Below are 23485 nucleotides of genomic sequence, written 5' to 3'. Positions count from 1 at the left end.
AAAAAAGCCTTTTGCGCATGACTGGCGGGCGTGAATAGCTATTATTTAAGTAGCATGATGCGGTTGGCCCACGCAGCCTGCCTGGCCTCAGGCCAGGAAGGCTTCGATCAGCCCGGCCAGCACCTCGGGCTGGTCGTGGTGCAGCATGTGGCCCGCGTCTTCGACCACGGCCACCCGAGCGTCGGGCACGTGCTTGAGCCGTTCGTGGTATTCGCCGAGTGAATACTTGCCCTTCCACCACTGTGCCATCGAGTCACTTGACGCCTCGACCGCCAGCACCGGCGCGCTGATGCGCTGGTAGATCTCCTGCGCTTCATCGACCCGGTAGAGCTGTGCGCTCGGCACCTTGTGCGCCGGATTGCCCAGAATCCGCCATTGGCCCGATGCATCGGGCCGTGCCCAGTGGCTGGCGAGCCACAGTGCCTTGTCCTGGGTCAGCCGGGGGTTGGTCTTCATCAGGCGCTGCGCGACGCCGCCGACATCGTCATAGCTTTTCAGCGCCAGTTCGCCGCGCTGCACGCTTTTAACCCCGTCCATCCATTGCGCCAGCCGCCCGGCCGCCTGGCTGGGCCGGCTGGCCGGCAGGCCGAATCCTTCCAGGTTGACCAGCCGGCGAATACGCTCCGGCCGTACGCCGGCATACAGCATGGCCACATTGCCGCCCATGCTGTGGCCCACCAGGTCCACCGCCTGGCCGGGCGCGTAATGGTCGAGCAAACCGTCCAGGTCGGCCAGGTAGTCGGCAAACCAGTAGCTGTCGGCCTGCCAGCCGGAAGGGGAGAGGCCGGTCAGGCCAAAGCCGCGCCAGTCGGGCGCGATGATGGTGCGGCCAGCCGCAAAAGTATTGGAGAAGGCATCGACCATGAACTGGTAGGACGCCGCCACGTCCATCCAGCCATGCACTAAAAACAGCGGCGGTAGCGCCGGGGCTTGCCCGCGGCTCCACGTCAGCACATGGTGGTCGAGTCCGCGCATAGGGACAAACTCGCTGCGAAATAGTCGGTTTTCTTTGTACATTGGAGGCACATCATAAGGAGACACGCTTTGAACATCAGTCAAGACAGCGACATGCCCGGACACCAACCGGCGCAGGACCTGCCCGACCACTATGCGCAACTGCACGGCGGCTTTCGCTGGCAGGTGGATGAATTCTTCAACATCGCCGAGGTCTGTTGCAGCCGATGGGCGCGGGTTGAAAACGCCCCGCCAGATGCTACGCAAAGAATAGCTGTGCTTGCTCACCAGACAAGCGCAAAAGCCGTTTTTCATACTTATTTCGAGCTGAAGCAGGCGGCCGATGCGCTCAGCCATGGGCTGGCCGCGCTGGGCGTGCAGCGTGGCGACCGTGTTGCCATCGTGATGCCGCAGCGCTTCGAGACGGCCGTGGCCTATATGGCCGTGTTCCAGCTTGGCGCCGTCGCGATGCCGCTGTCGATGCTGTTCGGGCCTGAAGCGCTGGCCTTCCGGCTGCAGGACAGCGCGGCGGTGCTGGCGATTTGCGATGAAACCTCGATTGACAGCATGAAGGCCATCCGGGCCGAATGCCCGTCGCTGCGCACGCTGATGGCTGCCGGTGGCGCGGCGGGGCAGGGCGATGTGGACTACGCGCCGAGCCTGCAAGCGCAGCAGGGCGAATTCACCGCAGTCCACACCCGCGCTGACGACGCCGCCATCCTCATCTACACCAGCGGCACGACCGGCCAGCCCAAGGGCGCGCTGCTGGCGCACCGGGCTCTGATTGGCAACCTGCCCGGTTTCGTTTGCAGCCAGAACGGGTTTGGCTTTGACGGCATTGGCAATCAAGCATCTGATGCGGTGTTCTGGAGCCCGGCCGACTGGGCCTGGACCGGCGGGCTGATGGATGCACTGCTGCCGACGCTGTATTTCGGCCGGCCGATTGTGGCGTTCAACGGCCGCTTCAGCCCTGAACTTGCCTTCAGCCTGATGGCCGAACATGGTGTGACGCACAGTTTTTTGTTTCCAACCGCGCTGAAAGCCATGATGAAGGCCTTTGCGCGACCGCGCGAGCAGTTCACGCTGCGCTTGCAAGGCCTGATGAGCGCCGGCGAAGCGGTGGGTGACGCGGTGTTTGACTACTGCCGCGAGCAACTTGGCGTGACGGTCAACGAGATGTTCGGCCAGACCGAGATCAATTACGTGGTCGGCAACTGCCATGACGCGGCCGGTTCGCTGAATGTGCTGCCGACACAGGGCTTCGTGCCGCTTCAGCGCAGCCAGTCGGCAAAATTGTTTCCCGTGTTGGCGGCGCTGGGCGGGCGCGCCGGCTGGCCGGCCCGGCCGGGCAGCATGGGCAAGGCCTATCCGGGCCATCAGGTCAAGGTGATAGACGACGACGGCCAGGAGTGCCCGGTCGGCGTGCCGGGCGATGTGGCGGTCAACCGCTTTGACATCCACGGCGATGCGGACCCGATCTTTTTCCTGGGTTACTGGAAGAACGAAGCCGCCACGCGCGCCAAGTTCACCGGTGACTGGTGCCGCACCGGCGATCTGGCGCGGGTTGACGCCGACGGCTACCTTTGGTACGAAGGCCGGGCCGACGATGTGTTCAAGGCCGCCGGCTACCGCATCGGCCCCGGCGAAATTGAGAACTGTCTGGTCAAGCATCCAGCCGTGGCCAACGCCGCCGTGGTGCCCAAGCCCGACAGCGAGCGCGGTGCGGTGGTCAAGGCCTACGTCGTTCTTGCTCCTGATTCAATAGCTGCTCGGGCAGATGCAGCGGGCGCCATTGCCGAATTTGATCAAAAATTGGTGGCGGAACTGCAGGCCCATGTCAAAAACATGCTGGCGCCCTATGAATACCCGAAGGAAATCGAATTCATCGACGCGCTGCCAATGACCACCACCGGCAAGGTGCAGCGCCGCGTGCTGCGCTTGCAAGAGGAAGCGCGCTTCAAAAAGACTTGAGCGGCCTGCCATTTCCAGACGTGAAAAAAGCGCCCTGAGGCGCTTTTTTTTGAGTCAACCCGCCAGCCGGGGATTAACGTTGAGCCGGCTCGGCCACGTAGATCTCGACGCGACGGTTCCGGGCGCGGCCCTGCTCGCTGCTGTTGTCGGCAATGGCTTCACGCGAACCACGGCCATCGGTGGCAATACGCTGTGCGGCCACGCCACGGCCCACCAGGTAGTCACGCGCTGCGTTGGCGCGGTCAAACGACAGCGGGTTGTTGATGGCGTCAGAACCGGTGCTGTCGGTGTGGCCGATGATGGACACCGTGGTGATCTGGTTCTGGTTCAGGCTGGTCGCAAAATTTGTCAGCACCGGGGCAAAGTTGGACTTGATGGCCGAGCGGCCCACGTCAAACGACACGTCGCTTGGAATGTCCAGCTTCAGTCGGTTGTCCTGCGTCTGGCTCACGCCAATGCCGGTGCCGGCTGTCGCGCGTTCCATGGCGACTTTCTGGTCCTGCATTTTCTTGGACCAGATGTAGCCGCCACCCGCGCCGACTGCGCCGCCCAGCGCGGCGCCCTGCACCGCACCCCTGGAGCCGCCCGTGGCCGCGCCCAGCAATGCGCCCAGGCCGGCGCCGATACCCGCACCCTGTGCGGTGCCACGCTGGGTTTCACTCATGTTTGCGCAACCTGACAAGACCGCCAGGGACAGGGCTGCACAGGTAACGGTGGTGGTAAATGCTTTTCTCATGAAGGACTCCTCAAAAAATGAATGTTGCCTGATTAGAACAGCGCATCGAAACGTCAGAAGATCAATGCTAGACGTTTCAAGTGTATGAAAATGTCAGACAAATGCCCAGGTGCAGGTGCGTTGAAGCCACTTTTACTGCATTTAAACTAGCACTTTTCGGCTATTACCGCAAAGGCTGCCTGCTTTTTCAAACCGTTTACTCCAACCCATCTTTTTCATGAATAAAGTTCAACTCGGCGCAAGCGATTTGCAGGTCTCACCGGTCTGCCTGGGAACCATGACGTTTGGCGAACAGGTCGATGAAGCCACGTCCCACACTATTTTGGACCGTTCATTGGCGCGCGGCATCAATTTCCTGGACACCGCTGAAATGTATGCGGTGCCGGCGCGCGCTGAAACCTTTGGCGCCACCGAAACCATCATTGGCAACTGGCTGGCCCGGCATCCGGGCGTGCGCCGGCAACTGGTGCTGGCCACCAAGGTTGCCGGACCTTCGCGCAACATGCCCTGGATTCGCGAAGGCAAGGGCATGACGGCCGATGACATCACCGCGTCCTGCCATGCCAGTTTGAAGCGCTTGCAGACCGATGTGATCGACCTTTACCAGATCCACTGGCCCGAGCGCCATGTGCCGGGCCTTGGTGTGCCGTATTACCAACCGGCCCAGGAACGCAGCGCGACCACGCTGCATGAACAGCTTGATGCGCTGGGCCGGTTGGTGGCGCAAGGCAAGGTGCGCCATATTGGCCTGTCGAACGAATCGCCTTACGGCGTGCACGAGTTTGTCCGCCTGGCCGAGCAGCACAATCTGCCGCGCGTGGCCACGGTGCAAAACCCGTATTGTCTGGTCAACCGCACCGTGGAAAATGGTCTGGACGAAACCATGCACCGCCTTGGCGTGTCGCTGCTGGCGTATTCGCCGCTGGCTTTCGGCCTGTTGACCGGCAAGTACGACACGTCCGGAACCGAGGGCGCCAATGCGCCGCCAAACGCCCGCATCGCCCGGTATGAATCGGTGCGCAAGCAACGCTGGGGCCGTCCCGAATCGCTGGCCGCGGCGCGCCGCTACAACCAATTGGCGCGTGACAACGGCCTGAGCCCCACGCAACTGGCGCTGGCGTTTTGCTACACCAAGTGGCAGGTGGCCAGCACCATCATCGGGGTAACCTCGGTGGCGCAGCTTGATGAGGACCTGGATGCGCACGGCACGACGCTGAGTGCCGAAGTGCTGGCGGAAATCGACCGGATTCGCTGGGAAATACGGGACCCGGCACTGTAAACACCGTGTCTGTTCTGACTGCTGCTTAGACAAATCATGGCTAAAAAAGACCACGTCTGCGAGACACCGGCCACGCAATGGCTCAAAGCCAGCAATGTGGCGTTCACCGAGCATCCCTACGAATACCTGGCGCATGGCGGTGCGCAGCACAGCGCGCAGGTGCTGGGGTTTGACCCATTCACTGTGGTCAAGACACTGGTCATGCAGGACCAGGACGCCAAGCCCCTGCTGGTGCTGATGCACGGCAACCGCAAGGTCTCGACCAAGACCCTGGCACGCCAGATCGGTGCCAAGTCGGTCGAACCCTGCAAGCCCGAAGTCGCCAATCGCCACAGCGGCTACCTGGTGGGCGGCACCTCGCCTTTCGGTACACGCAAAACCATGCCGATTTACATCGAGGAAAGCATTCTGGGGCTGCCTGAAATCGCCATCAACGGCGGGCGGCGCGGCTATCTGGTGCGCATCGATCCACAAGTCTGCGTCACGCTGCTCGGTGCCAAACCGGTGCAATGCGCACTGGCTGAATAACAAATACAAGGAGACCTGACTTTGAACCACGCCTACTTTATCGGTGCGACGGTACTGGCCTATCTGCTCGGCTCGCTGTCGTTTGCCGTCATCGTCAGCCGCCTGTCCGGCCTGAATGACCCGCGCAGCTATGGCAGCAAAAACCCCGGTGCGACCAACGTGCTGCGTTCGGGCAACAAGGCGGCGGCGGTGGCCACGCTGCTGCTCGACGGCATGAAAGGCTGGCTGCCGGTGATGCTGGTCAAGTGGTTCGGCGCCGATTACGGTCTGGGCGACGGTACCGTGGCGGCGGTGGCGCTGGCGGCGTTCATCGGCCATTTGTACCCGGTGTTTTTCCAGTTCAAGGGCGGCAAGGGCGTGGCCACGGCGGCCGGCATTCTGCTGGGCGTCAACTGGGTGCTGGGTTTAGCCACGTTGGCCACTTTTGCCATCGTGGTGTTTTTCTCGCGCTATGTGTCGCTGGCCTCCATCGCCGCCGCCGTATTTGCGCCATTTTTCTACCTTCTGGGCGACCGGGCTGCCTGGAATGTCGACACCACCATCGTGCTGGCGCTGGTAGGAATTGGGGCGCTGCTGGTGTATCGCCACAAGCAAAACATCAGCAAGCTGATAAAGGGAACTGAGTCGCGGCTGGGAGCCTCTAAGCGCTCAGAAAAATAGCGGAAATTTGAATAAATTCAGCATCATCGATTTCAACGCTTTTAGATGTTCTGATTTGATAAAAATCATTAATGCTCAAATAAATATATTTTTTACAAATAAAACATATTTATTCAAAATTATCAAAATTTACTCATTTTTATGAGTTAATACGTAAGGTAAAAAAATTAACTTTATGTGTCGCCGCTGCTGATGCCGCGCGTATGAAAAGGCTTTAAGGACTGGCAACGATCCGATAAGGCATTTCCAGCCGTTGTCAACAAAGGATCACATTGAATGCCAGCCCACTCAGACCCCGGATTCCACGACATAAACGCCTAGGCGCACAGTCGTCGACCCAAGCCGGTCAGGTATCCCGGGGCTTTACCCTGCTGGAGTTGATGGTGGTCCTGGCTATCGTCGCCGTCCTCACTACGCTGGCGGTTCCCTCGTTCACCCGGCTGGTCCAGTCGAACACGATGTCCAGCAACGTCAACACGTTCATGGCCGACCTGCGCTATGCGCGCAGTGAGGCTACGCGGCGTGGTGGTGGCGTCGTGATGTGCCGAAGCGATGCACCCGAGGCCGTTCATCCCGTGTGCGACACCACTTCCGGGCCGGGTGGACATGGGTGGATCAGTGGCTGGATTGTTTACCTTGACGCCAACAATGACGGTGTCATTGACGCTGGCGACCTGCTGCGCATACAGTCGCCCATTGCCAAGATGGACTCCATCACCGAAAACGGCGGCGACGCATCAAGTATCTTTCGCTTCACGGCCACCGGACGCCTTTTCAATGTGGCTTCGGCCACGTCGCTGCAGTTTGGCGGCAGCGCCTATGCCCCTGATGTGCAGCGTGTCTTGTGTGTCAACCCCGGCGGGCGCGCCCGGATTGCCGGCAACGGGGCGGCGTCTTGCGGCGCCGACAGCGGATGAAGCCCGTCCGTTGTCGCCGCCAGCGTCAAGGCGGAGCTTTGCTAATCGAGGTGTTGGTCGCCATGCTGCTGCTGTCGTTTGGCATGCTGGCACTTGGGGCCATGCTGTCTTTTTCGGTGCAAATGCCCAAGCTGTCGGGTTATCGTTCGGCCGCCGTCAACTTGGCAAGCAGTCATATCGACCGCATGCGCGCCAACCCGGGTGCATTTGACCGTTATAAAACGCCCCTGCATGAAACAGCCTGGTCGTTCGAAAAAATCGAGTCCATAGACTGCCAATACCCCAACTGCAACGAAGCCACTTTGGCTGCCATGGACGACGCCGCCACCCGGCAAGCAGTCCGCAATGCGCTGCCTGCCGGCGACCTGCTTGTCACGTGCGGCGACACCACACCGTGCAATAAAGACTCGCATGGCAATTTGTGGATCGTCTGGCAGGACGCTTCCACGCATGAAAATCTTGACACCTCATCCTGGGACAACTGTCCGGCCGAGGCCACGAAGATTTATACCCAGCCCAAGCCGCGCTGTCTGTATGTGAGCTTCAAGCTATGAAAAGCCATCGCCATCTACACGCCTCGCGTTACCGCAAGGGCTTTTCGCTGATCGAGCTGATGCTTGCCATGGCCATCGGCCTGGTGATTGCCGCGGCGTCCTTTTCGGTCTATCTGGCGGCTTCGGGAACCAGCCGGATGGCCGAAGCGCAAGGCCGCATGAATGAAGACGCGCAGGCGGCGCTGAGCATTTTGACCCAGCAATTGCGCATGGCAGGAAGCAACCCCAATCAATCAGACCGCATCAATGATGCCAGTCGCCGCAACCCTGTTTATGGCGCCACCAGCTATCCAACCGGTGCCTACACCATGAGCAATTTCATCCTTCGTGGCTGTGACGGAAAGTTCAAGCCTACCGCAGGGTCAGGGCCTGAACGTCTTGACAACTTGGTCTGTGACGACCAGGTTGCCGAGCCCGATTCCCTTGCGGTCAGTTATGAAGCGGATCGCTTCAACACCATTCCCACGGCCTTGGGCGACCTTCCAAGCGACTGCCTTGGAAGCAGATTGAGCACGATCGTTGCGACGCTCCCGGCGCCTGGGGTTACGGTTCCCAAGGACTTTTCCTACGCCGTGGCAGTCAACCGGTTTTATGTGGATGTTTCCACCGCCCAAGTGCCCAGCCTGTACTGCAAGGGCAGCGGTCTCAATGACGACGGCAGCGCCAGCACGCCAAAACCGCTGGTCGAGAACATCGAGGATATTCAGCTCAGTTACGGCGCAGTAAAGGCTTCGACGGCCGCCGCTGATGTGGCGTCGGCTGTGATGGCCGGCTACTTGACGGCTCATGAAGTGGTGACCCAGGTCAACATGGCCGCATTGGCCAATGACGCCGAGCGCTGGGCCAAGGTCGTCACGGTTCGAATTTGCATCCTGGCACGCAGCGAAACAGCGGTTGTGTCCGACGCCGCGTCGGCACGCTACCTGAAGTGCGACGGGACGCTCGAAACCAACCCGCCAGACCTTCGGTTGCGGCGCGCTTACTTCGCCACAGTGGTCTTGAGGAACCGGCGGTCTCCATCATGACTGGCACGCGCTTTTTCAGTGCGAATGCTTGCCGTACAGCGAAAAAAAGGCATGCTCCAACGTCTGGATTCCCACGGCGCCAGGAAGGCGTGGTGCTGGTCATTGCCCTGATCCTGCTGGTGCTGATGTCGCTGCTGGCCGTGAGCAGCGTGCGAAATGCCGGTTCATCGGAAAGCGTCGCGGGCAACGTGCGAACCACCGAGCTGGCCACCCAGGCCGCTGACATAGCCTTGCGGCATTGCGAGGCTTCGGTTTTGATGCTTAAGGGCGGAACTGCCTACACCACCACTTTTGCGAATGTGAATATCCTGGCGGCCCAGGACCCGCCAAAGTGGAAGGACATGTCGCACGAGACCGGCTGGGACAGCAGTGCGAGCACGGCCTATCCCTTGTTACTGGCGTCAGTCAACCCGCCTGGCATGACCTATGACACCTACCAGCGTCCCCCTGAATGCATGGTCGAGAAACAGGCTGCCGTGACGACAGGCACATCGACTTTTTATGTCGTCACTGCACGCGGATTTGGCCCTGAAGTGGCGAAAGCCGATGCCGCGCGCAGTCGTCCGGCGGGCAGCGAGGTCTGGCTGCAGTCACATATTGAAATTCAATAGCCAAAATAAATGCTGCATGACTGATATTCACGCAGTGCCGGCATACCCACATCGTTACTTGCCATTAAGGGCAGACAGGAAGTTCATCATGATCAAGCACTTGAAGGCTTTTGAGTCCCTCACGGCCCACGAGGACTTGGCGGGACATTTCGGCGCTGGTTTACAGCGATCCACAGGACGGTTCAAGGATTGCTGGCTCAGGGTTGCCCGAGTGCGTTCATGGATGTCGGTGTTGGCGCTGCCTTTGTTGTTGCTGGCCGGGCTGCCTGCACAGGCAGCGAATTACACCTTTCCGGACGGTAAATTGCCTTCAAGTTGCACTGCGCAGCTTTTCAAGCCCAGCAGCTTCACCTGCCGGACGCTCACGCTTGGAGAAGGCGACACGATCAGCATTTCATCGCCCGTCACCATCATGGTGCTTGGCGCGCTCACGACAAGCGCTTCCAGCCGCATCAACGCAACGGGCTCATCCAACCTGACTCTGGTGGTTATTGGGGTAACGACCTTGGGCAAGGGCACACTAGTCAAGGCAGACCTGAGCAGCCCGCTTGGTGCGATCACCCTCGGGGAAGACAGCAGCTTCACCGGCACGATCGAGACCAGCATTGGTGCCATCAATGTGGAGAAAGGCAGCACCATCACAGGGTCAATCACCACGACTGCGGGAGCCGTGACCACATCCCCAGGCAGCTTGGTGAAAGGCGATATTGTCACCCAGGCAGGCGTCATCATGATTGGGGGGGAGGTAGACGGAAAGATTAACAGCCTGGGCAGCAGCCTGGCAGGCGCCGTGACGGTCAATGACGGCGGAGTCATCAACGGTTCCGTTGTGACTGGCGTCGGTGCCGTGCTGGTGGGGAGCAACTCAAGCATCAGCGGCTCCATTGTTACTGCCGCCGGTAGCGTCACGGTGGGGGTTGGTTCGAGTACAGGCGGCATCGCCACGAACGGCGGTGCCATCCTGGTAGGCCCTGACAGTAACGTGAGCGGCTCGCTGTGCAGTGGCACGGCAGGTGCCATTACTGTAGGGAACCGCACCACAGTCTCTGGTAATGTCACGAGCAAAAATATCGGTGTCGTCACCATTGGGGCCAATGCTCAGGTGGCCGGGGCAGTAACCGTTGTAAAGCACGGGGTCAAACTTATCTTTGATGGTGCGGTTGTTGGCGTATCTGAAAACAGCTCTCAATGTGCCGACGATGTTGTCGTCACGCCCCCAGTCCCAGATCCAAGCATCCAATCCCGCGAATGGCGCCAGATTTACATGCGCAAGCCTTAACTAAGCCGCTACAGGAAAAAATCGAGTGACCTCCAAATCCTCTCCCCGGGTCTCCGGCTTCACGTTGATTGAACTCATGGTCACCGTCCCCTTCGTCGCCGTGCTGGCCGCGATTGCCCTGCCTTCCTACGCAAGCTATGTTGCCCGGGCGAGGCGGGCCGATGCCAGAGGCCAACTGGTTCATGCAGCGCAGTTCATGCAGCGCTTTTATGCGGCCAATGACAGTTTCTCGAAGGATCGCGCTGGAAACGACGTAATCAACCAGGTTCCGGCAAGCCTGAAGCAGTCACCCTCGGACAGTCGTCCGGTGGGCCGCGAGGTCTGACTGCAGTCGCACATTGAAATTCAATAGCCACAAAAAATGCTGCATGACTGATATTCACGCAGTGCCGGCATGCCCTCCATCGTCACTTGCAATCAAGGGCAGACAGGAAGTTCCATCATGATCAAGCACTTGAAGGCTTTTGAGTTCCTCACAGCGCGCGAGGGGTTGGCGGCAGATTGCGACGCTGGTTTGCAGCGATTCACCGGAGGGTTCAAGGACCGCTCGTTCAGGATCGCCCAAGTGCGTTCATGGCTGCCGGTGTTGGCGCTGCCTTTGCTGCTGCTGGTCGGGCTGCCTGCACAGGCGGCGGACTATACCTTTCAGGGCGGTAACCTGCCTTCGGGCTGTACCGGTGGCAACGGCAGCTTCACCTGCGTGTCGCTCACGCTGAATGCAGGCGACACGCTCAGCATTTCATCGCCCACCACCATCACGGTCATTGGTGCGCTTACGGCTGGCGCTTCCAGCCGCATCAACGCAACTGGCTCATCCAGCTTGAACCTGGCGGTCAATGGGTTGACAACCCTGGGCGCCGACACCGTGGTGAAGGCCAACCTGAGCAGTACCGCTGGTGTCATCACCATCGGCGCACGCAGCAGCGTTACCGGCACGATCAAGACCGACAATGCCGCTATCAACGTGGGATTAGGCAGTACTGTCACAGGGTCGATCACTGCCACCATGGCGGGTGCCATTACCCTCGGGGCTAACACAGTGGTCAACGGCAACATATCCACTACTGCGGGCGTTGTCACCATTGGAGCCGACGCAGTGGTTAACGGCAATATCTCTACGGTTGTAGGGGCTGTGACCACGGGTGCGGGCAGCACAGTGACAGGCAGTGTGGTGACCCAGGTAGGGGCCATCACGATTGCAGGAAACGTGGGCGGAAAAATCAATAGCCTGGACACCAGCCTGGCGGGCGCTGTGACGGTCAGTGCCGGAGGAAGCATCAGCGGCTCGATCATCACTGGCGCCGGTGCCGTCACCATCGGGGCGGGTTCAAGTGCAGGCGGCATTGCCGCAAACACCGGTGCCATCACCGTGGGTGCCGACAGCAATGTGACCGGCTCGCTGTGCAGTGGATTGGCAGGCGCTATTACCGTCGGCGCTCGCGCCAAGGTCTCGGGCAATGTCACAAGTAAAACCGCCGGTGCCATCACCATCGGAGCCATGGCTCAGGTGGCCGGAGCAGTGACCGTCGTGAAGGCCGGGGCCAAAGTGATTGGCGCGGGTGCCGTTGTTGGCGTCTCTGAAAACAGCTCCCAATGTGCCGACGATGTCGTTGTCGTCACCCCCCCAGTTTCAGTTCCAGGCATCAAATCCCGTGAATGGCGCCAGATTTTCATGCACTAGCCTGAACAAAGCCGCTACAGGAAAAAACCAAATGACCTCCAAATCCTTTTCCCGGGTCCGTGGCTTCACGTTGATTGAACTCATGATCACCGCCGCCATCGTCGCCGTGCTGGCCGCGATTGCCCTGCCTTCCTACGCAAGCTACGTTGCCCGGGCGAGACGGGCTGACGCCAGAGGCCAATTGGTCCAGGCAGCGCAGTTCATGCAGCGCTTTTATGCGGCCAACGACAGTTTCTCGAAGGATCGGGCTGGCAACGACGTGATCAACCAGGTTCCGGCAAGCCTGAAGCAGTCACCTTCTGACAGCACCAAAATTTATGATCTTGTCATCCCCATGGGCGCTGCGCCATTGACGAGTCCCGTGGGTTTTACCCTTCACATGGAGCCCGTTGCCGACGGCGTCATGGCCAGGGACATTTGCGGTACCTTCACGCTGACCTCGACCGGCGTGCGTGGCGTTCTGGTGAGCGGTGTCGTGGGCACTGAAGCTTTGCGCGACACCTGCTGGAAGTGATGCGTTTGCCCCGGGGCCATGCAACTGTCCGGAGATTTAATCCCGAAAGTTGTCAAAACTCAGCGGCAAGTCCTTGATCTCGGCGCGAATCAGGGCCATGGCCGCCTGCAGGTCGTCGCGCTTGGCACCGGTGATGCGCACCTTGCCTTCCTGAATTGCCGCCTGCACCTTCATCTTGTTGCCCTTGATGAGCTGCTGGATTTTCTTGGCCTCTTCAGTCTCGATGCCGTCGCGCACTTTGGTGACCTGCTTGACCTTGTCGCCGCCGATTTTTTCGACCTTGCCGATGTCCAGGAAGCGTACGTCGACGCCGGACTTGGTCAGCTTGTTGCGCAAGATGTCGTGGATCTGCTCGATCTGGAAATCGCCATCGCCGATCAGGATGATTTCCTTGTCTTTTTCCTTCAGCTCGACCGAGGCCGCCGTGCCCTTGAAGTCAAACCGGGTGCCGATTTCCTTGGCGGTGTTTTCAACGGAATTTTTGACCTTGACCAGGTCGGTTTCAAGAACAGTGTCGAATGAAGGCATGGTGTGGATTTCCTGGAAAAAAAGAGGTGCCGCATGGGTGAGACAATCCCGGAATGTTAGTCGAGAAAAACATTCCCCTCCAGTCTTGCAACACCTTCGGCATCGTCGCCAAGGCGCTTCATCTTGTTCGCCTGGGCAGCGAAGCCGACATTCAAGCCGTGCTGCAAGACCCGGCCTTGCAGGCTGCTCCCAAATTCGTACTGGGTGGCGGCAGCAACATCGTGCTGACCGGCGACGTCAAGCCATTGGTGCTCAAAGTCGAGATCATGGGCAAGCGCCTGGCCCGTGAAACGCCCAAGGCCTGGATCATTGAGGCCGGCGCCGGCGAAGACTGGCACGAACTGGTCACCTGGACGCTGCAAAACGGCTTTCCCGGCCTGGAAAACCTGGCGCTGATTCCCGGCACCGTCGGTGCCTCGCCGGTGCAGAACATCGGCGCTTATGGTGTCGAGTTGCAAGACCGCTTCGACTCGCTTGATGCCGTCGATCTGACAACCGGCCAGAGCTTCACCCTGAACGCTGCGCAATGCGCATTTGGCTACCGCGATTCGGTCTTCAAGCACGCCAGCAAGCCCGGCGAAGCGTCGGGTGCGCAAGCCCTGGGATTGAAAAACAAGGCGCTGATCACCCGTGTGCGCTTTTTGCTGCCGAAAGCCTGGAAACCCGTGCTCGGCTATGCAGATATAGAGAAAAAGAGGCTCCAGCGCAATGTGGACGTGCCTGATGCGCTACAAATTTATGAGTGGGTTTGTGAGATTCGCCGCGCCAAGCTGCCTGACTGGAAAGTCATTGGCAACGCCGGCAGCTTCTTCAAGAATCCGACGGTGTCGCCCGAACAATGTGAAGACATCATCCAGCGGGATCCGAAAATCGTGCATTACCAACTGGCCGATGGTTCTGTCAAGCTCGCCGCCGGCTGGCTGATTGACGCCTGCGGCTGGAAAGGCAAGTCCATTGGCAATGCCGGTGTGTACGAGAAGCAGGCGCTGGTGCTGATCAACCGGGGAGGCAACGCCAACCCGGTGACCGGTGGGGAGGTGATGACGCTGGCCAAGGCGATTCAGACCAGCGTCTACGAGCGCTTTGGCATTCTGCTCGAGCCGGAGCCGGTGGTGGTGTGAACCGGATGTGACGCGCCGGCCGCGCTGGCATTGATGGAACGCTTCAGGCCGCTGCTCACCGGCGAAGAAACTGCGACTATTCAATTCGCAAAAAAGTGCGCTTTTTGCGGTCCACTTCACGCATATCAATTTGTTCTGCCCTTGGTATGGTTCGGATGCTGGGAAACTCCCGCGTCTTGAGACGAAAAGTGCTGGCAGGAGATAAAAAAAATGAAGTTTGAAAATCTTAACGTCCGTACCCGTCTGGGCATCGGGTTCGGCGCCATGCTGTTCCTGATGGCTTGCCTGATCGTGGTGGGGGTTACATGCCTGGCCGGTGCCACAGCGCTTAACCGGCAAATTGTCGGCTCCGACTGGGTGAAAGCCCAAGCGGCAGCAGCTGTCGAAACGGCGGCCCTGGCCAGTGGACGAAGCGGCATGGCGTTGTTTTTTGCGGCAGGCAAGGCGCAGACTGACGCCATTTCTCAGCAGATTGAAGCCAGCCGGCAATCCATGGCCTCTGCGCTTGACACCTTGGCGCAACAGGCGTCCACCGACGAAGAAAAGGCCCTGCTGGCAAGCCTGGAAAGCGCGCGTGTTGTGCATGCTGCGGCTTTTGGCAAGGTGGCCAAGCAGCTGGAAAGCGGCGACCGCGAAGGCGCCTCCCTTTCCCTGGTCGGTGAGGCCTTGCCCGCGCTGAAGCGACTTCAGCAGGAGGCTCAAGCGCTGGGCATCTTGCAGGCCCGGTCTGTCCAAGCCCATGGCGAAACGGCTGAACGAGACATCGGTTCAGCGCTTTACTGGATGTTTGGGCTGGGTCTGGTCGCGCTTTTGATCGGCAGCACCATGGTTTACCGGCTGGGGCGCTCCATTGCGGACGCGCTGAATGAGGCCATTCATATTGCAGAAACGGTCGCTTCTGGCGATCTCAGCCAGGAATTCGACAGCCAGCGTGGCGGGGACTTTGGCCGATTGCTGACGATCCTGGGCGGCATGGAAGACATGCTGACCGACCTGGTCACCCGCATCAAGCGCTCGACAGATTCGATCGGTGCCGTGTCGCAGGAGATTGCGCAGGCCAATGCGGAACTGTCGCAGCGCACGGCAGGCCAGGCCGCCTCGCTGGAGGAGACCGTTTCAAGCATGGAAGAGCTGACCTCCACGGTCAAGCTGAATGCCGCGCATGCACGATCCGCCAGCGGTTTGGCGAGCGGCGCTTCCGACATTGCCGAGCATGGCGGCAAGGTGGTGGCGCAGGTCGTCCAGACCATGGCCTTGATCAGCAACAGTTCAAAAAAGATCGTGGACATCATTGGGGTGATCGAGGGCATTGCCTTCCAGACCAATATCCTGGCGCTGAATGCCGCTGTCGAAGCCGCGCGTGCAGGCGAGCAGGGACGAGGCTTTGCCGTGGTGGCCGGAGAAGTCCGCAGCCTTGCCCAGCGCAGCGCGCAAGCCGCCAGGGAAATCAAGACGCTGATCGGGGACTCGGTGACGCATGTCGACAAGGGCTCGCAACTGGTTGTGGACGCGGGTCGAACCATGCAGGACATCGTGCAGGCCGTCAAACGTGTGAGCAGTTTGCTGGAACAAATCTCGACCGCCTCTGTAGAGCAAAGCATGGGCATTGAGCATGTGAACCAGGCCATGCTGCAGATGGACAAGGCCACCCAGCAAAACGCCGTGATGGTGGAGCAGGCCACCGGCACCGCAGAGACGTTGATCGAAGAGGCCAGGCAACTGCAGTCGGCCGTTGGCGAGTTCAGGCTGGAGTCCGCGCCGGCCCATGCACCTTTGTTGCGCATGGCGTAACCGGATCTACAGCGGACTTGGCTGTGCGGGGCCTGGGATCTGTGTGTTGCCGGGCTCCGGGGCCGCGCAAAAAATTTTACGGTCTGGTGGGCCACTGCCAGCCGAATTTCTGGCACGCGGCGTGTGACCCAACAAACCCGGAAGCTGGCCTGATCAACTGCTGTTGATCACGCGTTCTTGTCGCCTGACAACTTCAGCAAATTCCCGTCCGTGCCATGCGACAGCACGCCGCTCTTGGCGTAAATGCCCAGCTTGGCGCGCGTGTCCACGATGTCCAGGTTGCGCACGGTCAGCTGGCCTATGGGGTCGGGTGGCAGGACCGCTTCGACTTGCTGGGCGCCATTGACCTGACGACCGGCCAGTCCTTCACGCTCAATGCGGCGCAGTACGCATTTGGCTACCGCGACCCGGTGTGCAAGCACTACAGCACTGCCCGCAGTTCTGGCGCCCAGGGTTTCGGCCTGGCCGACAAGGCGCTGATCATCCGGGTGCCGTTTGCGCTGCCCAGGCCTGGTAGCCGGTGTTGGCCGAGCAGTGCGAAGACATCATTCAGCGCGAGCCCAGGATTGTTCAGTGCCGCCTGGCCGATGGCTCGGTCAAGCCTGCAGCGGGCTGGCTGATTGCCGCCAGCGGCTGGAAAGGCAACACCGTGGAAATGCCAGCGTGTATGACAAGCAGGCGCTGGTGCTGGTCAACTGGGGCGGCAATGCCAACCGGGTGACCGGTGGGGTAGGTGATCACGCTGGCCAAGGCGATCCAGACCAGTGTGTATGAGCGCTTTAGCCAGCGGCTGGAACCTGAATCCGTGGTGGTGCAAGTAACGCGCAGCTGCAGTTGCCTTTATTCGTAACCAGACTTTCCCCTGCAGCAAGCCTGACGACTTGCTGCAGGGGAATTCAAATGACCGGTCTAGCGCCCGCTGCTTACTGGCATTTCGGGTAATTGGCTTGAAAGCCTGCCCGTACTGCTGGCGGGGTGTAGTCTTCAGTGCTGGGTGTGTTGTTGGTGAAAGTACAGCCGTAGGTTGGGGCTGCCACGGTGGCAGCGGTCACCACGTCGTCGCCAGCCGGTTTGGGACCGCCAGCTTCCCACAGCACCATTGCATCAAACGCAGAAGTGGCCTCGGCTGCAGTGAACGCGCAGTGGCCGACATCCCGGATGGCGCGCTGTACAAGCCATTTGTCGCTGCCTTTGGCTTTGGCGCGCTCGTTGAATATTTGCTCCATCTTGAACGGTACGAACAGGTCGCCCAGCGTGTGCAGCGTCACCACCGGCACATTGAAGTCGGCACTCGTTGCCGGAATCCAGCGCAAGCCGTCGCGCCGCAGCCGGTTGGCCTCAGCCGTGGGCTTGATCTTGAAGATACTGGCGTTGAACGCATTGTCTGCGGCGGTGGTGGCCGTGCTTGAAGCATCGATCTTGTAGGTAAACGCAGTCGTGTCCAGGACGTTTTGCGTCAGGATGCCGTTGATGGTTCCGTCTCCCCCGAGCGAGGCCCAGATGTTGTTCTGGTTGCTGGCATTGGACCAGCCCTCGGCATAAAACGGCCGTGCCCCGCCGCTCAGGTTCATCATCACATTTTTCAGCTTGTCACCCTGGGCATTGGTCTGGGTCGGGTAGCTGCTCCACAGTGCGGCCCGGATGGTGGGCGTGAGGGATTCAAAGTTGGCGACCGGAAAGCTGGTGATCGGAACGCCTGCCAACTGCTGGGCAACCACCTGGTAGCCCGCAAAATAGTTGAACAGTTCGGTATCGCCGAGCACGCCGCACATTGGCACAGCGCCGGCATACTTCACCTTGTTGATGGCAGTTGCCTGCGCTTCGGCGTCGATCGCCGCAGCCGTGATATGCCCGCCCATCGAGATGCCGGTGATAAATATCTTGGTCGGCGCGGCAAGCACGCGGTTGTTGGCAGACGCTATGGAAGAAAAATTCAGTGCCAGTGCGTTGGTGTCTTCAACGCCGGCACGAACGTCGTAGTAGTTTTTTGAATAACTCGACGCTGCCCAGGCATAGCCTTTTTCAAGCAGATAACGCCGCATGATCGGTGTGTCCACCGTCAGGCTCGGTCCGGTTCCCCGATAGCCATGCGCCCACATGACCAGCTTGCCGTTCCAGCCTGTCTTGGGAACTTCAATACGGTAGGCCGCGCCCTTGAGCACGCCGGTCCAGCGGTCAGTCTCCACCGTGGTGTTGACAAGCGCAGCAAACGTCGCTTCAGCCGCAGGCGTGAACATGCGCGAATCCTGAGCTCGAAGCTCTTCCGGTACCTGTACGTTGTCTCCCCCGCCACACGCAGCAAGCGAAGCCAGGGCCAGCGCAACTGCTAAAGGTTTGAACGGGCGCATACAAGAATAATTTTTCATGGGTGTTTCCGGTTATCACCGCATTTGCGGCTTTTTTACTCCGGATGACAGCTTAAAGGTCAGTGCTTTTGGCCTTATGTCGCCTACAAGACAATATTTACCCCGTACAAACCATGAGGTCATTTGCCGAGAAATCCGGTATTGCTGCCCACCGTGGAATAACAAGCAACCACGGCTGGAAATTAATTTTGCACATGAAACTGGTGGACCTGCGACACGCCCATGTCCAAAAGTGCGAAACCACCCCTATTCCAGCAGTCGCCGGTGGGTTTTTCCGTGCCTGCGGCGAGGTGATCCTGTACCGGAAACTTTGCACTCGTCAGAGCGAGTTGATGGGGCTGTTTCAACGCCAGGCCAATGCCGCCTATGTCGATCGCGCCTATATCGTCAACGTGCGCCAGAATCTGGACCTGAATCAACGTCAGGCACCTGATATTTTTGGCGAAGCCGTGAACGCTTTTTACGCTGCGAAAACGGCAATACCAAGCCACCGCTGGCCTTGGTCAAATTGCCCAGGCTGCTTGATCGCCATCCTGAATTGCCGAATGAAATCAGGACAGCTTGAAAGTGATTTCTCTTCACTGAACAGCAGAAGAAGTGGTTCCAGGAGGCACCAATATCACTACAAATTCAATAGCAAACAGCGCCCGTCCTACAAGCGCCACCTGCTAAAAAAACCGTTATTCGCTCTTGCTGCCCGTCAGGTTCAGCAAATCCCCGCCCGTCCCCAGCGACAGCACGCCGCTCTTGGCGTAAATGCCCAGCTTGGCGCGGGTGTCGACGATGTCCAGATTGCGCATCGTCAGTTGGCCAATGCGGTCCAGCGGTGTGAACGCGCCTTCGACCTTTTCCATGCTCAGACGCTCGGGCTGGTAGGTCAGGTTGGCTGAGTCGGTGTTCAAAATCGAATAGTCGTTGCCCCGGCGCAGCTCGATGGTCACTTCGCCTGTGATGGCGCTGGCGACCCAGCGCTGGGCAGTTTCGCGCAGCATGATGGCCTGCGAGTCGAACCAGCGGCCCTGGTACAAGAGGCGGCCGAGGCGGCGTCCGCTGTCGCGGTACTGCTCGATCGTGTCTTCGTTGTGGATGCCGGTGACCAGGCGCTCGTAGGCGATGAACAGCAGCGCCAGGCCGGGGGCTTCGTAAATGCCTCGGCTCTTGGCTTCGATGATGCGGTTTTCGATCTGGTCGCTCATGCCCAGGCCGTGGCGGCCACCGATGCGGTTGGCTTCCAGGATCAGTTCGACCAGGTCGGTATATTCGACGCCGTTCAGGGCGACTGGACGGCCCTCTTCAAAGCGCACGCTGACTTCCTCGCGCTTGACTTCGACGTCGTCCTTCCAGAACGCCACGCCCATGATCGGGTTGACGATCTTCATGCCGCTGGAGAGGAATTCCAGATCTTTGGCCTCGTGCGTGGCGCCCAGCATGTTGGAGTCGGTCGAATAGGCTTTTTCCGACGACATCTTGTAGCCGAAGCCAGCCTCGGTCATGAAGGCCGACATTTCGGCGCGACCGCCCAGCTCGTCGATGAACAACTGGTCAAGCCACGGCTTGTAGATTTTCAGTGACGGGTTGGTCAGCAGGCCGTAGCGGTAAAAACGCTCGATGTCGTTACCCTTGTAGGTGCTGCCGTCGCCCCAGATGTTGACGTCGTCTTCCTTCATGGCGGCGACCAGCATGGTACCGGTCACGGCGCGGCCCAGCGGCGTGGTGTTGAAGTAGGTGACGCCGGCAGTGGTGATGTGGAAGGCACCCGCCTGCAGCGCGGCCAGGCCTTCGGCGGCCAGTTGTTTGCGGCAGTCGATCAGCCGGGCTTTTTCAGCGCCGTACTGCATCGCCTTGCGCGGGATGTCTTCGTAGTCGGGCTCGTCGGGCTGGCCCAGGTTGGCGGTATAGGCATAGGGAATCGCGCCCTTGAGCTTCATCCAGTGCAGTGCGGCGCTGGTGTCGAGTCCGCCGGAAAAGGCAATGCCGACTTTTTGGCCGGCAGGAAGGTTTTGGAGAATGGTGGCCATGGAGTGTTCCTGGTTGCTGCGTGATTCGGTGTTCAGGCGTAGTGGCAGATGTAGTGGTAGGCCTGCTCGACGCGAATGTCGAACTTGGAGTTGCCGGGCACGCTGAAGGATTCGCCGATGGATGACTTTACCCACGCGTCGCTGCCGGCCAGCTTGTATTCGCAGGCGCCGCCGACGCATTCCATGGTTTCGGGGGCGCCCGTGCCGAAGGTGAGGGTGGAAGGCAGCACCACGCCCACCGATTTTTGGGTACCGTCAGCCAGCGTGAAGCCGTGGCTCACGCATTTGCCGTCGAAGTACACATTGGCTTGGGTAGTGATGCTGACGTTGTCGATTTTTTCGGTAGTCATGAAGATGTGGTGCGGGTGTAAACGCTGCGCAGGGCAGGCGGGCGGATCAGGCCCGGATTTTAGGTCAGCCCGCAGACGGGTCCGACACCACGTGAATCCAATGGCCTCTCGGCGGCGTATGAATAGTGTGGACAATGCCGTTCATGAAACCAGAAAGCCCGGATACCCAATTGATAGCACTCCTTGACCGTGTGGCACTCGCCGATGAGTCGGCGCTCAAAGAGTTGTATGCCCTGACCTCTTCCAAGCTCTATGGCGTGGCCGTTCGCGTGGTGACGAACCGCGAATGGGCCGAAGACGTGTTGCAGGAGGCCTTCCTGAACATCTGGAAGATCGCGGGAACCTACAAGGCGTCGCTGTCGCCCCCCATGGCCTGGATGGGCTTGCTGGTGCGCAGCCGGGGGCTGGACTTTCTGCGCCGCCGGGCCTCCGACCGGGCCGACCGGATGCAGGAACTGGACGATGTGATTTCAGACACGGTGGCTGGCGATTCGCCTAACCCGATGGACACCACCCAGGCCAGCGAGCAGGCCTGGGCCTTGCACCAGTGCCTGGGGCAGCTGGAGAACAAGCAGCGTGAAGTGGTCAGCCTGGCTTACCTGCGCGACTTGAGCCATAGCGAATTGGCCGAGCAGCTCAAGCTGCCGCTGGGAACGGTGAAAACCTGGATTCGCCGGGGGCTGGAGCAATTGCGCGGCTGCATGGGAAGGTTTGCATGAATGTTGCCCCCACGCTCCCCACTGCGTGTGGTTCGCTGCCCCCCGAGGGGGCCGCTGCGCCTGCGGCCTGGCAAAGCCAGTTCCGCGGCCCCTGCTGGAGTGGGCGTACCCCCACGCTCCCCACTGCGTGTGGTTCGCTGCGCCTGCGGCCTGGCATAGCCAGTTCTGCGGACCTGACTGGTTTAAAGCGCCTTTGGCTGCCGGTTGGGCGCCTTCATTTTTTGAAACAGTTTCATGAATATTCATAAAAACCCATCCCTGATGGAACAATTGGCCGCCAGCTATGCGCTGGGCACTTTGCGCGGCGGTGCGCGGCGCCGTTTTGAAACCCTGGCACGGGACAACGCAACCCTGCGGGCGGCTGCGCTGATCTGGCAAAGCCGTTTGGTGTCGGTCGTGGAACTGCAGCCCGAAGTGGCGCCCAGCCAAGTGGTCTGGAAACGGATTGAAAACTTTATCCAGGCAGAAAAACAAGCCCAGACCATGCAGGCGGCCCGAAGTGCCCCTGCCGTGTCCGCGACTGCCGGAGGCGGCTGGTGGTCCAGTCTGGGCTTGTGGCGCGGCGCTACCGCAGCCGGTGCCTTTGCGACCCTGTTGGCCGTGGTGACTGGCGTGAATTTCACCAAGCAGTTGAACGGTCAGGTGCAGGAACTCAGCGCCAAACTTTCAGCCACCTCGGCCATTGAATACGTCGCCGTGCTGGCAGACGACAAGGCGAATGCCTCGATTCTGGTGACGTTTGACCCCAAAACCCAGAAATTGATGCTCAAGCGGGTGGGTGATTTCCGCGAACAGGCTGACAAGTCACTTGAACTGTGGGCCTTGCCCCCGGGTGCGGCACCCAAGTCCCTGGGTGTGATGAGCGGCGACGCGGTGATGAAATTGACCGCTGCCAACAGCGACATCCGCCAGTCGCCGGTCTTGGCGATCACGCTGGAGCCAAAGGGCGGTGTGTCGCCCGGATCAGGGCCTACCGGTCCTGTCCTCTTCAAGGGCGCATTGATCAAAACGCCTGAATAGGTGAAACCTGGCCGGCTCAGGGCCTGCAACGCAGGGTGGAAAATAACAAAAAGGGACGCTCACTGGAGCGTCCCTTTTTGTTTTCAGTATGAAGGATTCAGCGCCAGTGGCCTCGATGCCCGCCGCCAAAGCCACGGCTGTAGCCAAAGTTGAGCGACAGGCCGATGGGCGGGTAATACGGCGCGTAGTAGGGACGGGGGGCGTAATAGGCCGGGTAGCCAGAGTAATACACCGGCGCGGTGACCACCGGCTGCACATAAACCGGCTGAGGTTGCACGTAAACCTGCTGCACCTGCACCGGCGGGGAATAGCTTGGCTGCGGCGACTGGAAAGGTTGCGGTGCGGCTTCAATGGCGCCGACCGGCGTGACATTCAGCCGCACATGCAAGCCCGGATCGTTGGGCATTTGCGCGGTGTATTGCGTGCCCTGGTATTCGTACACCACGTTGAAGTAACTGGCGCGGTTCTCATAAAACGTCTGCGTGCTGCACTGCTGCACGTTTTGCAATTGGTTGTTCGGGCCCTCAATGCGGTCACCGAGGAGGGCGCCACCCACCAGGCCGATCATGGTGGCCGCTGCCCGGCCGCCGCCGTTGCCGATGGCATTGCCCGCCGCGCCGCCAGCGATGGCGCCCATCAGCGCGCCCGCACCAGAAGTGGGTCGCTGTACCAAGACGGCCTCGTTGTTGCACACCTGGCGCGGCACGGCCACTTGCTGGACCACCGGGGTGCTGGAAATCACTCGCGCCAAAATGTCCATGGCCGATGCGGGCGCCGACGCCAGTGCGGCTGTCGCCACCACTGAACCCATGCAGGTTTTGATGAAGATGTTTTTCATAGCCAGGCCTCTTTGTCCAACTTGC

At 60.0% G+C, this 23485-nt stretch carries 23 protein-coding genes and 3 pseudogenes; 18 read left to right on the top strand and 8 right to left on the bottom strand.

Annotated features, from left to right (window positions below):
* Positions 1-87: 87 nt before the first annotated feature.
* Positions 88-1017 (bottom strand): alpha/beta fold hydrolase, encoded by a 930-nt coding sequence (locus IWX87_RS16410; protein WP_196864597.1) that lies wholly within the window; start codon positions 1015-1017, stop codon positions 88-90.
* A 51-nt stretch (positions 1018-1068) separates the two neighbouring features.
* Here IWX87_RS16410 and IWX87_RS16405 point away from each other — a divergent pair, with 51 nt between their 5' ends.
* The gene (locus tag IWX87_RS16405; protein ID WP_196864609.1) at positions 1069-2925 is read left to right on the top strand and encodes an acyl-CoA synthetase; all 1857 of its coding nucleotides are present in this window, start codon (positions 1069-1071) and stop codon (positions 2923-2925) included.
* Positions 2926-2998: 73 nt separating this feature from the next.
* Here IWX87_RS16405 and IWX87_RS16400 read toward each other — a convergent pair whose 3' ends face one another.
* Positions 2999-3661: an OmpA family protein gene (locus tag IWX87_RS16400; RefSeq protein ID WP_196864596.1), complete on the bottom strand. Its 663-nt coding sequence runs from the start codon at positions 3659-3661 to the stop codon at positions 2999-3001.
* 217 nt (positions 3662-3878) lie between these two features.
* On the opposite strand from IWX87_RS16400, the gene IWX87_RS16395 reads away from it, so the two are divergent.
* The 11 genes from IWX87_RS16395 to IWX87_RS16345 all read left to right on the top strand — a co-directional run bounded on the left by IWX87_RS16395 (position 3879) and on the right by IWX87_RS16345 (position 12709).
* Positions 3879-4940 (top strand): aldo/keto reductase, encoded by a 1062-nt coding sequence (locus IWX87_RS16395; RefSeq protein WP_196864595.1) that lies wholly within the window; start codon positions 3879-3881, stop codon positions 4938-4940.
* Between the two features lie 36 nt (positions 4941-4976).
* Positions 4977-5468: an aminoacyl-tRNA deacylase gene (locus IWX87_RS16390; RefSeq protein WP_196864594.1), complete on the top strand. Its 492-nt coding sequence runs from the start codon at positions 4977-4979 to the stop codon at positions 5466-5468.
* Between the two features lie 21 nt (positions 5469-5489).
* On the top strand, positions 5490-6128 hold the full coding sequence (gene plsY, locus IWX87_RS16385; RefSeq protein WP_196864593.1) for a glycerol-3-phosphate 1-O-acyltransferase PlsY: 639 nt from the start codon (positions 5490-5492) through the stop codon (positions 6126-6128).
* A 272-nt stretch (positions 6129-6400) separates the two neighbouring features.
* The gene (locus IWX87_RS16380; protein ID WP_231376560.1) at positions 6401-7045 is read left to right on the top strand and encodes a GspH/FimT family pseudopilin; all 645 of its coding nucleotides are present in this window, start codon (positions 6401-6403) and stop codon (positions 7043-7045) included.
* Between the two features lie 38 nt (positions 7046-7083).
* A complete protein-coding gene (gene pilV / locus IWX87_RS16375) occupies positions 7084-7599 on the top strand; it encodes a type IV pilus modification protein PilV (protein WP_196864592.1) in 516 nt (171 codons plus the stop codon).
* Complete coding sequence (locus tag IWX87_RS16370; RefSeq protein WP_196864607.1) at positions 7596-8624, top strand: PilW family protein; 1029 nt, start codon at positions 7596-7598, stop codon at positions 8622-8624. The genes pilV and IWX87_RS16370 overlap by 4 nt, the downstream gene beginning before the upstream one ends.
* A 92-nt stretch (positions 8625-8716) precedes the next feature.
* The gene (locus tag IWX87_RS16365; protein WP_196864591.1) at positions 8717-9235 is read left to right on the top strand and encodes a PilX N-terminal domain-containing pilus assembly protein; all 519 of its coding nucleotides are present in this window, start codon (positions 8717-8719) and stop codon (positions 9233-9235) included.
* Between the two features lie 88 nt (positions 9236-9323).
* Positions 9324-10514 (top strand): hypothetical protein, encoded by a 1191-nt coding sequence (locus IWX87_RS16360; protein WP_196864590.1) that lies wholly within the window; start codon positions 9324-9326, stop codon positions 10512-10514.
* A 25-nt stretch (positions 10515-10539) separates the two neighbouring features.
* On the top strand, positions 10540-10839 hold the full coding sequence (locus IWX87_RS19925; RefSeq protein ID WP_196864589.1) for a type IV pilin protein: 300 nt from the start codon (positions 10540-10542) through the stop codon (positions 10837-10839).
* A 117-nt stretch (positions 10840-10956) separates the two neighbouring features.
* Positions 10957-12195, top strand: a complete 1239-nt coding sequence (locus IWX87_RS16350) for a hypothetical protein (protein ID WP_196864588.1) — start codon at positions 10957-10959, stop codon at positions 12193-12195.
* Between the two features lie 31 nt (positions 12196-12226).
* Complete coding sequence (locus IWX87_RS16345; protein ID WP_196864587.1) at positions 12227-12709, top strand: type IV pilin protein; 483 nt, start codon at positions 12227-12229, stop codon at positions 12707-12709.
* 36 nt (positions 12710-12745) lie between these two features.
* Here the strand turns inward: IWX87_RS16345 and IWX87_RS16340 are convergent, their stop codons facing one another.
* The gene (locus IWX87_RS16340; protein WP_196864586.1) at positions 12746-13237 is read right to left on the bottom strand and encodes a YajQ family cyclic di-GMP-binding protein; all 492 of its coding nucleotides are present in this window, start codon (positions 13235-13237) and stop codon (positions 12746-12748) included.
* Positions 13238-13290: 53 nt separating this feature from the next.
* Here IWX87_RS16340 and murB point away from each other — a divergent pair, with 53 nt between their 5' ends.
* Both murB and IWX87_RS16330 read left to right on the top strand, forming a co-directional pair.
* Positions 13291-14358 (top strand): UDP-N-acetylmuramate dehydrogenase, encoded by a 1068-nt coding sequence (murB, locus tag IWX87_RS16335; RefSeq protein WP_196864585.1) that lies wholly within the window; start codon positions 13291-13293, stop codon positions 14356-14358.
* A gap of 210 nt (positions 14359-14568) precedes the next feature.
* The gene (locus tag IWX87_RS16330; protein ID WP_196864584.1) at positions 14569-16149 is read left to right on the top strand and encodes a methyl-accepting chemotaxis protein; all 1581 of its coding nucleotides are present in this window, start codon (positions 14569-14571) and stop codon (positions 16147-16149) included.
* A 167-nt stretch (positions 16150-16316) separates the two neighbouring features.
* Here the strand turns inward: IWX87_RS16330 and IWX87_RS16325 are convergent.
* Positions 16317-16463: pseudogene (locus IWX87_RS16325) on the bottom strand (argininosuccinate synthase); the annotation flags it as partial.
* Here IWX87_RS16325 and IWX87_RS19745 point away from each other — a divergent pair.
* Positions 16446-16999, top strand: a pseudogene (locus IWX87_RS19745) (UDP-N-acetylenolpyruvoylglucosamine reductase); the annotation flags it as partial. The pseudogenes IWX87_RS16325 and IWX87_RS19745 sit on opposite strands and share 18 nt — an antisense overlap.
* A 73-nt stretch (positions 17000-17072) precedes the next feature.
* Here the strand turns inward: IWX87_RS19745 and IWX87_RS16315 are convergent.
* Positions 17073-18497 (bottom strand): alpha/beta hydrolase, encoded by a 1425-nt coding sequence (locus tag IWX87_RS16315; RefSeq protein ID WP_196864606.1) that lies wholly within the window; start codon positions 18495-18497, stop codon positions 17073-17075.
* A 131-nt stretch (positions 18498-18628) separates the two neighbouring features.
* On the opposite strand from IWX87_RS16315, the pseudogene IWX87_RS16310 reads away from it, so the two are divergent.
* A pseudogene (locus IWX87_RS16310) lies at positions 18629-19080 on the top strand (type II TA system antitoxin MqsA family protein).
* 115 nt (positions 19081-19195) lie between these two features.
* Here the strand turns inward: IWX87_RS16310 and argG are convergent.
* Entirely contained in the window at positions 19196-20533 is a 1338-nt protein-coding gene (argG, locus tag IWX87_RS16305) for an argininosuccinate synthase (protein WP_196864582.1), read from the bottom strand.
* A 32-nt stretch (positions 20534-20565) separates the two neighbouring features.
* Positions 20566-20883, bottom strand: a complete 318-nt coding sequence (locus IWX87_RS16300) for a pyrimidine/purine nucleoside phosphorylase (protein WP_196864581.1) — start codon at positions 20881-20883, stop codon at positions 20566-20568.
* Between the two features lie 143 nt (positions 20884-21026).
* Here IWX87_RS16300 and IWX87_RS16295 point away from each other — a divergent pair, with 143 nt between their 5' ends.
* Positions 21027-21602: a sigma-70 family RNA polymerase sigma factor gene (locus IWX87_RS16295; protein ID WP_196864580.1), complete on the top strand. Its 576-nt coding sequence runs from the start codon at positions 21027-21029 to the stop codon at positions 21600-21602.
* Positions 21603-21836: 234 nt separating this feature from the next.
* A complete protein-coding gene (locus IWX87_RS16290; protein WP_196864579.1) occupies positions 21837-22622 on the top strand; it encodes an anti-sigma factor domain-containing protein in 786 nt (261 codons plus the stop codon).
* 97 nt (positions 22623-22719) lie between these two features.
* On the opposite strand, the gene IWX87_RS16285 is transcribed toward IWX87_RS16290, so the two are convergent.
* On the bottom strand, positions 22720-23460 hold the full coding sequence (locus IWX87_RS16285) for a glycine zipper 2TM domain-containing protein (protein WP_196864578.1): 741 nt from the start codon (positions 23458-23460) through the stop codon (positions 22720-22722).
* Positions 23461-23485 lie beyond the last annotated feature (25 nt).

This window comes from Polaromonas sp. CG_9.7, from assembly GCF_015752205.1.
Classification (GTDB): domain Bacteria; phylum Pseudomonadota; class Gammaproteobacteria; order Burkholderiales; family Burkholderiaceae_C; genus Polaromonas.
The sequence above is the reverse complement of the archived record's forward strand: the minus strand, read 5'-3'. Positions and strand labels throughout refer to the sequence as shown.